We start from the raw sequence: 12,528 nt of genomic DNA, 5'->3' as shown, positions 1-12,528 counted from the left end.
GATATTAGGTGACGAAAACGTTTGCGCAAACGATTGCTAATCGGGTTTAACCCTGAGTCTTGCGCTGCGGCGGCCGACCGGCCAAAGGCCTGCCGGACCGGCCGCGGGCCGTGCTCGCCTAAAATGCCCGGTTGACCTGAGGACACTCCCAATGAGTTTGCAATGCGGCATCGTCGGCCTGCCCAACGTCGGTAAATCCACCCTTTTCAACGCCCTGACCAAGGCCGGCATCGCGGCCGAGAACTATCCGTTCTGCACCATCGAGCCGAACGTGGGCGTGGTCGAGGTGCCCGATCCCCGGATCGCCGCATTGAGCGAGATCGTCCAGCCCGAGCGCGTGGTGCCGGCGATCGTCGAGTTCGTCGACATCGCGGGCCTGGTGGCCGGTGCCAGCCAGGGCGAAGGCCTGGGCAACCAGTTCCTGGCCCACATCCGCGAGACCGACGCGATCGTCAACGTGGTGCGCTGCTTCGAGGACGACAACGTGATCCACGTGGCCGGCAAGGTCGACCCGATCTCCGACATCGAGGTGATCCAGACCGAGCTCTGCCTGGCCGACCTGTCGACGGTCGAGAAGGCGCTGCACCGCCACACCAAGACCGCCCGCTCGGGCGACAAGGAGGCCATCAAGCTGGTGGCCCTGCTCGAGAAATGCCAGGCGGCGCTGAACCAGAACAAGCCGGTGCGCGCGATCGAGTTCAGCAAGGAAGACAGGCCGCTGGTCAAGCAGTTCTCGCTGATCACCGCCAAGCCCGCGATGTTCGTCGGCAATGTGGCCGAAGACGGCTTCGAGAACAATCCCTTCCTCGATCGCCTGCGCGAATACGCGGCGGCGCAGAACGCGCCGGTGGTCGCCATCTGCGCCAAGATCGAGGCCGAGCTGGCCGACATGGACGACGAGGACCGCGCCATGTTCCTGGCCGAGATCGGCCAGGAGGAGCCGGGCCTGAACCGCCTGATCCGCGCCGCCTACACGCTGCTGGGTCTGCAGACCTACTTCACGGCCGGCGTCAAGGAAGTGCGCGCCTGGACGATCCACATCGGCGACACCGGCCCGCAGGCGGCCGGCGTGATCCACACCGATTTCGAGAAGGGCTACATCCGCGCCCAGACCATCGCCTTCAACGACTTCATCGCCTTCAAGGGCGAGCAGGGCGCCAAGGACGCGGGCAAGATGCGTGCCGAGGGCAAGGACTACGTCGTCAAGGACGGTGACGTCATGAACTTCCTGTTCAGCTCCTGAGCGGCCCCATGATCAAGGTCCATCACCTCAACAACTCGCGCTCGCAGCGCGTGCTCTGGCTGCTCGAGGAACTCGAACTGCCCTACGAGGTCGTGCACTACCAGCGCGACGCCCAGACCATGCTCGCGCCGCCCGAGCTCAAGAAGGTGCATCCGCTCGGCAAGTCGCCGGTGGTGACCACCGACGAGGGCCTGACGCTGGCCGAATCGGGCGCCATCATCGAGACCCTGGTCGAGCGCTACGGCGACGGCCGGCTGGCGCCCGCGGCCGGAACACCCGAGGCTCTGCGCTATCGCTACTGGCTGCACTACGCGGAAGGCTCCGCCATGCCGCCGCTGCTGCTCAAGCTGATGTTCGACCGGGTCGAAAACGCGAAGATGCCTTTCTTCGCCAGGCCGATCGCGCGGGGCATCGCGCAGAAAGCCAAGGCCGCCTTCATCCTGCCGAACCTGAAGACGCACCTCGATTTCATGGAAGGCGAACTCGGCAAGAACGAATGGTTCGCCGGCGAAGCGTTCAGCGGCGCCGACATCCAGATGAGTTTTCCGGTCGAAGCCGCGCGGGCCCGCGGCGGGCTCGACGCCGCGCGGCCGAAGCTGATGGCCTGGCTCGAGCGCATCCATGCGCGGCCGGCCTACCAGCGGGCGCTGGAGCGCGGCGGCCCCTACGGCCTGCTGAGTTGAGGCCCGCTCAAGTGTTGGGCCAGATGTACAGCAGCGCCACCGTCATCGTCACGTAGCGCGCGAACTTGCCGATCGCCATGTAGAGCACGCAGGGCCAGAACGGCAGCTTGAGCCAGCCGGCGACTGCGCAGAGCGGATCGCCGACGACCGGCAGCCAGGCCAGCAGGCAGGCCTTGGGCCCGAGCCGCTCGAGCCAGCCCAGCACGCGCAGGTGGTGCTTGGAGTGCGAGTACTTGTCGGCCACCTTGTGGGCGCCGTAGCCCATCCACCAGTCGACCACGCCGCCCAGGGTGTTGCCGATCGTGGCCACGACGACGGCCGACCAGAACATGTCGGGGTTCAGCTTGAGCAGGCCGAACAGCACCGGCTCCGACCCGACCGGCAGCAGCGTCGCCGACACGAAAGCGGCGATGAACACCGTGCTGAGCCCGTACTGCGGAAGCGCCAGGAGCGCAAGGAAGGAGTCGAGCCAGGCTTGCATGTGTGCGCGGAGTATAGAAAGCTACCGATCGCTTCTGCCGTAGGCGAGAACCCTCGGTACGGCCGTCGAGGAGGCGCGAAGGGTGCAAATCGTTTCAGCCGAAGGGGCGGCACGCCGCTACAATCGTGCCTCATTTTTCAGCAGCCCAGCGCTCGCCACCTTCCTCCATGACCCTGCAGATCGGCCACATCGCGCTGGAAAACAGCCTGTTCGTCGCCCCGATGGCGGGCGTCACGGACCGGCCGTTCCGGATGCTGTGCCGCGAACTCGGCGCCGGCTATGCGGTCAGCGAGATGGTCACGTCGCGCAAGGAATTGTGGGGCACGCTGAAGACCTCGCGCCGCGCCAACCACGAAGGCGAGCCGGGCCCCATTTCGGTGCAGATCGCCGGTACCGACGCGGCGATGATGTTTGAGGCAGCGCAATACAACATCGAGCGCGGTGCGCAGATCATCGACATCAACATGGGTTGCCCTGCCAAGAAAGTCTGCAACAAGTGGGCTGGGTCGGCGTTGATGCGCGACGAGCCGCTGGCCCTCGAGATCGTCGAGGCCGTGGTGCGCGCCGCGCTGCCGCACCGGGTGCCGGTCACGCTCAAGATGCGCACCGGCTGGAGCGAGGACCGGCGCAACGCGGTGACGCTGGCGCGGCGCTTCGAGGCCGCCGGCGTGCAGATGCTTACGGTGCATGGCCGCACGCGCGAGCAGGGTTACAAGGGCCAGGCCGAATACGACACCATCGCGGCGGTCAAGGCCGCGGTGCGGATCCCGGTGGTCGCCAATGGCGACATCGTGTCGCCCGAGAAGGCGCGCGACGTGCTTGCCGCGACCGGCGCCGACGCTGTGATGGTCGGCCGCGCGGCACAGGGCCGGCCATGGATCTTCCGCGAGATCGCGCATTTCCTCGCCACCGGCACGCACCTGGCGCCGCCGCTGGTGGCCGAGGTGCGGCGCCTGATGCTCGACCACCTGCAGCAGCACTATGCGCTGTACGGCGACTACAGCGGCGTGCGCACGGCACGCAAGCACATCGGCTGGTACGTGCGGGCGCTGCCGGGCGGCGAGGCGTTCCGCAGCGAGATGAACCTGATCGAGGACTGCGACGCGCAACTGCGCGCGGTGGCCGGCTTTTTCGACACGCTCGCGGGACGCATGGACCGCATCCCGCCGGCCTCGGCGGATGCGCTCGAAACCCTGGACGAGCCATCGGCCGACGCGCTTGCGTGATGCCGGAGAGAACACGAGAGAAGGCAGAGCAAGAGGAGAAAACAAGAAGATCATGAGCAAGAAACATATCGAAGACTGCGTACGCAGCAGCCTGGACAGCTATTTCCGCGACCTCCGCGGCACCGAACCCGACGGCATGTACGAGATGCTGGTGCGCGTCGTCGAGAAGCCCCTGCTCGACGTCGTCATGACGCGCGCCGAGGGCAACCAATCCAAGGCCGCGCAATGGCTCGGCCTCAACCGAAACACCCTGCGCAAGAAGCTGGTCGAACACAAACTGTTGAAGTAACCCCTGATGAACGCACTGATCTCCGTATCCGACAAGACCGGCATCCTCGAATTCGCCCAGGCGCTGCACGCGCTCGGCATCCAGCTGCTGTCCACCGGCGGCACTGCCAAGCTGCTGGCGGATGCCGGCCTGCCGGTGACCGAAGTCGCCGACCACACCGGCTTCCCCGAAATGCTCGACGGCCGCGTCAAGACCCTGCATCCGAAGGTGCACGGCGGCCTGCTGGCGCGGCGCGACATGCCGGCGCACATGGCGGCCTTGAAGGAACACGGCATCGACACCATCGACCTGCTGGTGGTCAACCTCTATCCCTTCGAAGCCACGGTCGCCAAGCCCGGCTGCACGCTCGAGGATGCGATCGAGAACATCGACATCGGCGGCCCGGCGATGGTTCGCAGCGCGGCCAAGAACTGGAAGGATGTCGGCGTGCTGACCGATGCCTCGCAGTATCCGCAGGCGCTGGCCGAACTCAAGGCCGAGGGCAAGCTCAGCGACAAGACCAAGTTCGCTTTCTCGGTGGCCGCCTTCAACCGCATCAGCCAGTACGACGGCGCGATCAGCGACTATCTCTCGGGCATCCAGGAGGACGGCACGCATGCGCTGTTCCCGGCGCAGAGCAACGGCCGCTTCGTCAAGCTGCAGGACCTGCGCTACGGCGAGAACCCGCACCAGCAGGCCGCGTTCTACCGCGACCTGTATCCGGCGCCGGGCTCGCTGGTCACTGCCAGGCAGTTGCAGGGCAAGGAGCTCAGCTACAACAACATCGCCGATGCCGATGCCGCGTGGGAATGCGTGAAGAGCTTCGACACGCCGGCCTGCGTGATCGTGAAGCATGCCAACCCCTGCGGCGTCGCCGTCGGCAAGGACCCGCTCGAGGCCTACAGCAAGGCCTTCAAGACCGATCCGACCTCGGCCTTCGGCGGCATCATCGCCTTCAACCGGCCGATGGACCGGGCCGCGGCCGAAGCAGTCAGCAAGCAGTTCGTCGAGGTGCTGATGGCGCCGGGCTACTCGGCCGAGGCGCTCGAGGTTTTCAAGAGCAAGGTCAACGTGCGCATCCTCGAGATCGCGCTGCCGCCGGGCGGCAAGACCGACTGGGACAACGGCCGCAACGCGGTCGACGTCAAGCGCATCGGCTCGGGCCTGCTGATGCAGACCGCCGACAACCGCGAGCTGGCCATCGACGAGCTCAAGGTCGTCAGCAGGAAGCAGCCGACGCCGCAGCAGCTGCAGGACCTGCTGTTCGCCTGGAAGGTCGCCAAGTTCGTCAAGAGCAATGCGATCGTGTTCTGTGCCGACAGCATGACCATGGGCGTCGGCGCCGGTCAGATGAGCCGGCTCGACTCGGCGCGCATCGCCAGCATCAAGGCCCAGCACGCGAACCTGTCGCTGGCCGGCACCGCGGTCGCGAGCGACGCCTTCTTCCCGTTCCGCGACGGCCTCGACGTGGTGGTCGATGCCGGCGCCACCTCGGTCATCCAGCCGGGCGGCTCGATGCGCGACCAGGAAGTGATCGACGCCGCCGACGAGCGCGGCGTCGTCATGGTTCTATCCGGCGTCCGCCACTTCCGGCATTAATCGCTGCCGTCGGAAAAGCGGTACTTCAGCTGGAAACTGATGGCGCCGTAGAGGCGGTCCTTGATGCTGGGGATGATCGCGATGTTCAGTCCCCAGTGCTTGCCCTCGATCGCCGCGGTCGGGATCAGTGCCGCGAACCAGCCGCCGTTGTTGGTCATCTGGTAGCCGTCGAAGCCGCCCACCACGGCGCCCAGCTTCACGCCGTGGAACTCGAAGGGCATCACGTACAAGCCGATGTAGTGCGAGAGGTCGCGGTCGCTGTTGCGAAACGCGCCGGCCGTGATCGAGTAGGTCTGGTCGATCGGCCACTCGATGCCGATGCCCGGGTTGGCGTCTTCCAGTCCCTTGTCGCGATCGAAGTGCAGCGAGTAGAAGCCCGGGTTGACCCAGACCTGGCTGATATCGACCTGCGCGAGCGCCAGGCCTGGCAGCAGCAGGCTCGCGCCTGCCAGGAGCGATCGCAGCTTCACGGCGCCTACAGCGTCTGGAAGACCTGGCGTGCCGCCTCGACGGTGGCGGCGATGTCGTCCTCGCTGTGCGCGGCGCTCACGAAGCCGGCCTCGTAGAGCGCCGGCGCGATGTAGACGCCGCGCTCCAGCAGGCCGTGGAACAGCGCGTTGAACTTCGCGCCGTCGCTCTTCATCACGGCCGTGTAGTTCTGCGGCAGCGCGTCGAGCAGGAAGAAACCGAACATGCCGCCCTCGCTGTCGGCGCTGAAGGGCACGCCTTCGGCGGCTGCTGCCGCCTTCAGGCCGTCGACCAGCGAGCGGGTCTTCGCAGCCAGCGCTTCGTAGAAACCGGGCCTGGCGATCTCCTTCAGGGTGGCGAGCCCGCAGGCGGTCGCCACCGGATTGCCCGAGAGCGTGCCGGCCTGGTAGACCGGCCCCATCGGCGCCAGCTGTTCCATGATCGCGCGCGGGCCGCCGAAAGCCGCCAGCGGCATGCCGCCGCCGATCACCTTGCCGAGCACCGTGAGGTCGGGCGTGACGCCGAGCACGCCCTGGGCGCCGCGCAGCCCGACGCGGAAGCCGGTCATCACCTCGTCGAACACCAGCAGCGCGCCGTACTGCGTGCACAGCTCGCGGCAGCGCTTCGCGAAGGCCGCGCTGGCGCGCACGAAGTTCATGTTGCCGGCGATCGCCTCGATCATCAGGCAGGCGATCTCGTGGCCGTGCAGCGTGAAGGCTTCCTCGAGCTGCGCGAGGTTGTTGTACTCGAGCACCAGCGTGTGCTGCACCACCTCGGGCGGCACGCCGGCCGAGGTCGGATTGCCGAAGGTCGCGAGGCCCGAACCGGCCTTGACCAGCAGGGCGTCGGCGTGGCCGTGGTAGCAGCCTTCGAACTTGATGATGTACTTGCGGCCGGTGGCGCCGCGGGCCAGGCGCAGCGCGCTCATCGCGGCCTCGGTTCCCGAGCTCACGAGCCGCACCATCTCCATCGACGGCACCAGCGCGAGGATGGCTTCGGCCAGCTCGATCTCGCGCTCGGTCGGGGCGCCGAAGGAGAAGCCCTCGGTGACGGCGCGCTGCACCGCCTCGACCACCGCCGGATGGCCATGGCCGAGGATCATCGGGCCCCAGGAACCGATGTAGTCGATGTAGCGCTTGTCGTCGGCGTCCCAGAAATAGGCGCCCTGTGCGCGCTTCACGAAGCGCGGCGTGCCGCCGACCGCCTTGAAGGCCCGCACCGGCGAATTCACGCCCCCGGGGATGACGGCGCGGGCGCGCTCGAAGAGGATTTCGTTCTGGTCAGTGGCGTTCATGGCGTTTGCGTTCATTGTTCATGTGCGTTCGATCCTGCGCGGCCGGCGCAGTCCGGCCGCCCTTCGTGAAACACCGCGGAACCGGCTCCGCCGGGCCGCTGGTGTTGCCCCCGGCAGGGGGTGGGCGGGCTACACGCAGTGAGCCCAACCTGGGGGCGAGCAACATTGTCACCGCGGAACCGGCTTTGCCGGGCCGCTGGTGTTGCCCCCGGCAGGGGGTGGGAGGGCTACACGCAGTGAGCCCGACCTGGGGGCGAGCTAATGCCTGGTGTCGTGCGGGGGAAGGGCGAAGTCGGTCGGCGACGCGAGGTCGTCATTGTCCTCGCCCTCGTCCTCCTCCGGCTGGGCCCAGAACAGGCGGTCGGGCAGCACATGGCCCATGCCGGGACGGAAGCCGGCGTCGAGGCAGCGGTCCATGTAGCTCAGCGCCTCGCTGGTGGCAGCGACGAGGTCGGTGCCGCTCGCGAGCAGCGCCGCGAGCGCGGCCGACAAGGTGTCGCCGGCCCCTGCGAACACGGCGTCGAGCCGCTCGTACTTCTCGCTCGCGAGCACCGCCTGCGGCGAGGCCAGCACGTTGTCGATGAACTGGTCGGGCAGCATCAGTCCGGTGACCAGCGTGTAGGGCACGCCGACCTCGCCCGCGGCCATCGCGATGTCGCGCGCGGTGGGCGGCCGCTCGCCGGTCCAATCGGGCAGCAGCCAGCGCCACAGCGTGCTGTGGTTGCCGACCAGCACCGTGGTCTGCGGCAGCACCAGTTCGCGGAAGGCGTCGAGGTAGGCCTCGATCTCGGCGTCCTCCCACCACGAGAGGTTCGGCATGTAGGCGACGACCGGCACCTCGGGGTAGTCGGTCGCGGTCTCGGCCACAGTGCTGAGGTTCTCGGGCGAGCCGACGAAGCCGACCTTGATCAGTTGCACCTCGACGTCCTCGAGGATCGAGCGCGCCTGCTCGGCCACCGCCTCCTCGTCGAAGGCGAAGTGATCGAAGATCTCGGCCGTGTCGCGTGCATACGCGCCGGTGACCACCGCCAGCATGTGGGCGCCGACCGAGGCCATGGCCAGGGCGTCGCCGCCCAGGCCGCCGGCCCCGCTCGGGTCGCTGGCATTGAAGACCAGCACGCAGGGCGGATTCAAATCGCCTTCCGCGACTTCTTCCTCGTCCGAGGGGTCGCTAAGATCACTGGTTTTGCGATCGTGCTCTGGTGGTAGTAGGTAAGTTTTCATACTCAAATCAGGGCTCACTGGATGGTGGCATATCTGAGACGCTTGTCACGTGATTTGCTGATACGTTTGGATACGATCGTTGCATTTGATGAACAGGGACCTTAAGCTGCGATGAATACGAAAACCTGGATGTGCCTGATTTGCGGGTGGATCTATGACGAATCGGTCGGTGTGCCGGAAGATGGTATTGCGGCCGGCACGGCATGGGCGGATGTTCCGATGAACTGGACCTGCCCGGAATGCGGGGCACGCAAGGAAGATTTCGAGATGGTTGAGATCTGAAGCATGGCATAGGGCCGCGCTTCCTGTGCCTCTGATGGGTACAGCGGTCGACAAGTGTCACAAGGAGCGGTGCGAAATGAGCGCGAATGGATCTGGCTACAAGGTGCTCGTCATCGACGACAGCAACACCATTCGGCGCAGCGCCGAGATCTTCCTCAAGCAGGGCGGCCACGAAGTCCTGCTGGCCGAAGACGGCTTCGACGCCTTGTCGAAGGTCAACGACCACAAACCGCACCTGATCTTCTGCGACATCCTGATGCCGCGGCTCGACGGCTATCAGACCTGCGCCATCATCAAGCGCAACGCCACCTTCTCCAACGTCCCTGTCGTCATGCTGTCCTCCAAGGATGGCGTCTTCGACAAGGCGCGCGGTCGCATGGTCGGCTCGCAGGACTACCTCACCAAACCCTTCACCAAGGACCAGCTGCTGCATGCCGTGCAGCAGTTCGGTCTCGTTCAGGAAGCCCAGTAATGGCGATTCGCAAAGTGCTCGTGGTCGACGATTCGAAGACGGAACTGGTGTTCCTGACCGACCTGCTCCAGAAGAACGGCTTCTCGGTCAAGACGGCCGAGAACGCGGACGACGCCATGCGCCGGCTCGAGGAAGAGCAGCCCGACCTGATCCTGATGGACGTCGTGATGCCGGGCCAGAACGGCTTTCAGCTCACGCGCGCCATCGCCCGCAACCCGCAGTACGCGGCGGTGCCGATCATCCTGTGCACCAGCAAGAACCAGGAAACCGATCGCGTCTGGGGCATGCGCCAGGGCGCGCGCGATTACATCGTCAAGCCGGTGAACGCCGCCGAGCTGATGGCCAAGATCAGCGCCCTGGCCTGATCGATCGATCCGTTCGCCCATGGCCAACCGCGACGCTCTCCGCGCTTTCCAGTCCCGGCTCGCCAGCCGCCTGCAGGCCGCGCGCACCTCGGATGTCTCTGCCTCGTGGCTCGCGGTGGAGGCGGGCGAATCGAAGTACCTGTTTCCGCTCGGACACGCCGGCGAGATCTTTCCCTGGGTGGCGCCGCAGTCCGTGCCCTACACCGAGCCCTGGTTCCTCGGCGTGGCCAACCTGCGCGGCGGGCTCTACGGCGTCGTGCAGCTGGCGGGCTTCGCCGCCGGTGCCGCCGGTGCCGCCGTGGCGCCGGTGTTGAACGAAGCGACCCGCGCCCAGTCCCGGCTGGTTGCGCTCAACGAGATGCTGGAAGTCAACTGCGCCCTGCTGATCGACCGCCTGGTCGGCCTGCGCGGCGTCGACGCCTTCGTCGCCTCCGAGGCGCCGCGGGACGAATCCCCGCCCTGGCTCGGACATTCGTACACCGACGCCGCAGGCGGCCACTGGCAGGAAATCAACCTCCAGGCGCTTTCGCAGCATCCCCAGTTCCTGAGCATCGGCGCCTGAAGGCCAGCCGAGCACCGTTTACAACCTGAAGGACCGACCGTGAGCTCGATCGCCGACAAGTTCAAGAAATTCCTGCCCCAGGGCGGCAACAGCGTGGCCGTGGGTGGCGACAGCGCAGCCACCCTGTCGCTGGACAGCATCGAAACCGTGCAGACGGGCGAGGACAGGGTCGAGCCCCTGCGGCGCGACGCCATGGCCGAGCCCGAGGCTGCGCCGGTGGCGCAGGCCGCCGACGTCGCGGTGCAGAGCGCGGAAGCCGTGCCGCCGGAGGGCGACGCGGGCGTGGTGCCGCCGCCGGTCGCGCGTTCGAGGCGGTCGCAACGCGCCAGCCCGGCGCGCCAGCAGCGGATTCTCGCGCTGGCCCTCGCGGGCGTGGTGCTGCTGCTGCTGCTGGTCGCCGGCTCCGCCATCCTGCGCGCCGAACGCCTGGCCCAGCAGGTGGCGGCCACCGGCCAGTCGCTGATGCAGTCGCAGCGCCTTGCCAAGTCGGTGTCGCAGGCGCTGGTCGGCAACGTCGCCGCCTTCGCCGAAGTGCGCGACAGCGCCGACGACCTGACCCGCCGCGTGCAGGGCCTGTCGAACGGCGACGATGCGCTCAAGCTGGAGCGCGTCGGCAGCCAGTACGACTCCGAGCTCGGCAAGATCGCACCGCTGGTCGACCGCGCCGACAAGAGCGCCAAGGCCGTGCTGGCGCAGCAGAAGATCCTGACGCAGGTCGGCACCGCGCTGCGCGACATCAACCGCCAGTCGTCGGACCTGCTCGAGATGGCCGAGACCGTGGCCTCGCTCAAGATGCAGCAGAGCGCGACCATTCCGGAGATATCGGCCGCCGGCCAGCTCGTGATGCTGACCCAGCGCATCGGCAAGTCGGCCAACGAGTTCCTGACGGTCGAAGGCGTGAGCCCCGACGCCGTGTTCCTGCTCGGCAAGGACCTGAACAGCTTCCAGGAAATCACCCGCGGCCTGCTCGACGGCAGCCCGCAGCAGCGCCTGCCGGGCACGCGCGACGCGCAGACGCGTCAGCAGCTCGAAGCGATCCTGAAGACCTACGAATCGACCCGCACGCAGGCCGGCGCCATCCTGGGCAACCTGCAGGGCCTGGTCGCCGCGCGCGAAGCGCAGGCCGCGATCCTGGCCGACAGCGAACCGCTGCGCACCGCGCTCGGCGACCTGCAGGAAAAGCTCTCGGCCCGCACCGGTCTCGGCGCCGGCACGGTGGTGATGCTGTTCGTGCTGTCGCTGGCCGCCCTGGCGCTGGCCGGCGCGATCGGCTTCGTGCAGGTGCGCGAAGGCCGCGAACGTGCCGCCGCGGCGGAGCGCGACCGGGTCGAGGCCGAGCGCGTGAGCGAGGACGCGAGCCGCGTCAACGCCGCCAACCAGGCCGCCATTCTTCGGCTGATGAACGAATTGCAGACGGTGGCCGAAGGCGACCTGACGCAGGAAGCCACGGTGACCGAGGACATCACCGGCGCGATCGCCGACTCGGTGAACTACACGGTGGAAGAACTTCGCCTGCTGGTCGGCAACGTGCAGAACACGGCGACCCGCGTGGCGCAGACCACCTCGCAGGTGGAAAGCACCTCGACCGAGCTGCTGGCGGCCTCGACCGAACAGCTGCGCGAGATCCGCGAAACCGGCCAGTCGGTGCTGACCATGGCCGAGCGCATCAACGGCGTGTCCTCGCAGGCGCAGGAATCGGCCACGGTGGCGCGGCAGTCGCTGCAAGCCGCCTCGTCGGGCCTGCAGGCGGTGCAGAACGCGATCGGCGGCATGAACTCGATCCGCGACCAGATCCAGGAAACCTCCAAGCGCATCAAGCGCCTCGGCGAATCCTCGCAGGAGATCGGCGAAATCACCGAGCTGATCTCGGACATTACCGAACAGACCAACGTGCTGGCGCTCAACGCCGCCATCCAGGCCGCCTCGGCCGGTGAAGCCGGTCGCGGTTTCTCGGTGGTGGCGGAGGAAGTGCAGCGGCTGGCCGAACGTTCCGCCGACGCGACCCGCCAGATCTCGGCGCTGGTGAAGGCGATTCAGACCGACACCCAGGATGCGGTGGGCGCCATGGAGCGCTCCACGCAGGGTGTGGTCGAAGGGGCGAAGCTGTCCGACAACGCCGGCACCGCGCTGTCGGAGATCGACCGCGTGTCGCGCCGCCTCGCCGAGCTGATCGAGCAGATCTCGCAATCCGCCTCCCGCGAAGCCGATTCGGCCAACGTGGTGGCGGCCAACATCCAGCACATCTTCGCCGTGACCGAGCAGACCGGCGAGGGCACGCGAACCACCGCGCAGCAGGTGCGCGAGCTCTCGCACATGGCCGAAGAGTTGCGCCAGTCCGTGTCTCGTTTCAAGATTGCCTGA

14 protein-coding genes are annotated in these 12,528 nt (G+C 67.2%); 10 read left to right on the top strand and 4 right to left on the bottom strand.

Annotation, left to right across the window (positions count from 1 at the left end):
• Nucleotides 1-151 precede the first annotated feature (151 nt).
• The gene (gene ychF, locus AC1DYD_RS08715; protein ID WP_478172346.1) at nt 152-1,243 is read left to right on the top strand and encodes a redox-regulated ATPase YchF; all 1,092 of its coding nucleotides are present in this window, start codon (nt 152-154) and stop codon (nt 1,241-1,243) included.
• Between the two features lie 8 nt (nt 1,244-1,251).
• Nucleotides 1,252-1,926: a glutathione S-transferase gene (locus tag AC1DYD_RS08710; RefSeq protein ID WP_478172345.1), complete on the top strand. Its 675-nt coding sequence runs from the start codon at nt 1,252-1,254 to the stop codon at nt 1,924-1,926.
• Between the two features lie 7 nt (nt 1,927-1,933).
• Here AC1DYD_RS08710 and AC1DYD_RS08705 read toward each other — a convergent pair whose 3' ends face one another.
• On the bottom strand, nt 1,934-2,407 hold the full coding sequence (locus AC1DYD_RS08705; protein ID WP_478172344.1) for a YqaA family protein: 474 nt from the start codon (nt 2,405-2,407) through the stop codon (nt 1,934-1,936).
• A 167-nt stretch (nt 2,408-2,574) separates the two neighbouring features.
• On the opposite strand from AC1DYD_RS08705, the gene dusB reads away from it, so the two are divergent.
• From dusB to purH, 3 genes are read left to right on the top strand one after another with little or no spacing between them, the layout of a single operon-like run.
• Nucleotides 2,575-3,633 carry a tRNA dihydrouridine synthase DusB gene (gene dusB, locus AC1DYD_RS08700; RefSeq protein WP_478172343.1) on the top strand — a complete coding sequence of 353 codons (1,059 nt, stop codon included), beginning with the start codon at nt 2,575-2,577 and terminating at the stop codon, nt 3,631-3,633.
• 52 nt (nt 3,634-3,685) lie between these two features.
• Nucleotides 3,686-3,922 carry a Fis family transcriptional regulator gene (locus AC1DYD_RS08695; RefSeq protein WP_028249493.1) on the top strand — a complete coding sequence of 79 codons (237 nt, stop codon included), beginning with the start codon at nt 3,686-3,688 and terminating at the stop codon, nt 3,920-3,922.
• 6 nt (nt 3,923-3,928) lie between these two features.
• Nucleotides 3,929-5,500 carry a bifunctional phosphoribosylaminoimidazolecarboxamide formyltransferase/IMP cyclohydrolase gene (gene purH, locus AC1DYD_RS08690; protein WP_478172342.1) on the top strand — a complete coding sequence of 524 codons (1,572 nt, stop codon included), beginning with the start codon at nt 3,929-3,931 and terminating at the stop codon, nt 5,498-5,500.
• Here purH and AC1DYD_RS08685 read toward each other — a convergent pair.
• The 3 genes from AC1DYD_RS08685 to thiD form a co-directional block, all read right to left on the bottom strand.
• Entirely contained in the window at nt 5,497-5,970 is a 474-nt protein-coding gene (locus AC1DYD_RS08685; RefSeq protein WP_478172341.1) for a hypothetical protein, read from the bottom strand. The genes purH and AC1DYD_RS08685 overlap by 4 nt on opposite strands.
• Nucleotides 5,971-5,975: 5 nt before the next feature.
• Complete coding sequence (gene hemL, locus AC1DYD_RS08680) at nt 5,976-7,262, bottom strand: glutamate-1-semialdehyde 2,1-aminomutase (protein WP_478172340.1); 1,287 nt, start codon at nt 7,260-7,262, stop codon at nt 5,976-5,978.
• Nucleotides 7,263-7,520: 258 nt separating this feature from the next.
• Nucleotides 7,521-8,486 (bottom strand): bifunctional hydroxymethylpyrimidine kinase/phosphomethylpyrimidine kinase, encoded by a 966-nt coding sequence (gene thiD / locus AC1DYD_RS08675; RefSeq protein ID WP_478172339.1) that lies wholly within the window; start codon nt 8,484-8,486, stop codon nt 7,521-7,523.
• Between the two features lie 111 nt (nt 8,487-8,597).
• Here thiD and AC1DYD_RS08670 point away from each other — a divergent pair, with 111 nt between their 5' ends.
• The 5 genes from AC1DYD_RS08670 (at nt 8,598) to AC1DYD_RS08650 (ending at nt 12,528) form a co-directional block, all read left to right on the top strand.
• Nucleotides 8,598-8,768: a rubredoxin gene (locus AC1DYD_RS08670; protein WP_081781356.1), complete on the top strand. Its 171-nt coding sequence runs from the start codon at nt 8,598-8,600 to the stop codon at nt 8,766-8,768.
• A gap of 76 nt (nt 8,769-8,844) precedes the next feature.
• Nucleotides 8,845-9,240 (top strand): response regulator, encoded by a 396-nt coding sequence (locus AC1DYD_RS08665; protein WP_286370044.1) that lies wholly within the window; start codon nt 8,845-8,847, stop codon nt 9,238-9,240.
• Nucleotides 9,240-9,605, top strand: coding sequence for a response regulator transcription factor (locus tag AC1DYD_RS08660; protein ID WP_028249487.1), 366 nt, complete (start codon nt 9,240-9,242; stop codon nt 9,603-9,605). The genes AC1DYD_RS08665 and AC1DYD_RS08660 overlap by 1 nt, the downstream gene beginning before the upstream one ends.
• A 19-nt stretch (nt 9,606-9,624) precedes the next feature.
• Nucleotides 9,625-10,167 (top strand): chemotaxis protein CheW, encoded by a 543-nt coding sequence (locus tag AC1DYD_RS08655; RefSeq protein ID WP_478172338.1) that lies wholly within the window; start codon nt 9,625-9,627, stop codon nt 10,165-10,167.
• A gap of 39 nt (nt 10,168-10,206) precedes the next feature.
• Complete coding sequence (locus AC1DYD_RS08650; protein ID WP_478172337.1) at nt 10,207-12,528, top strand: methyl-accepting chemotaxis protein; 2,322 nt, start codon at nt 10,207-10,209, stop codon at nt 12,526-12,528.

The sequence above is a fragment of the Variovorax sp. P4_B11 genome (assembly GCF_056402355.1).
The sequence above is the reverse complement of the archived record's forward strand: the minus strand, read 5'-3'. Positions and strand labels throughout refer to the sequence as shown.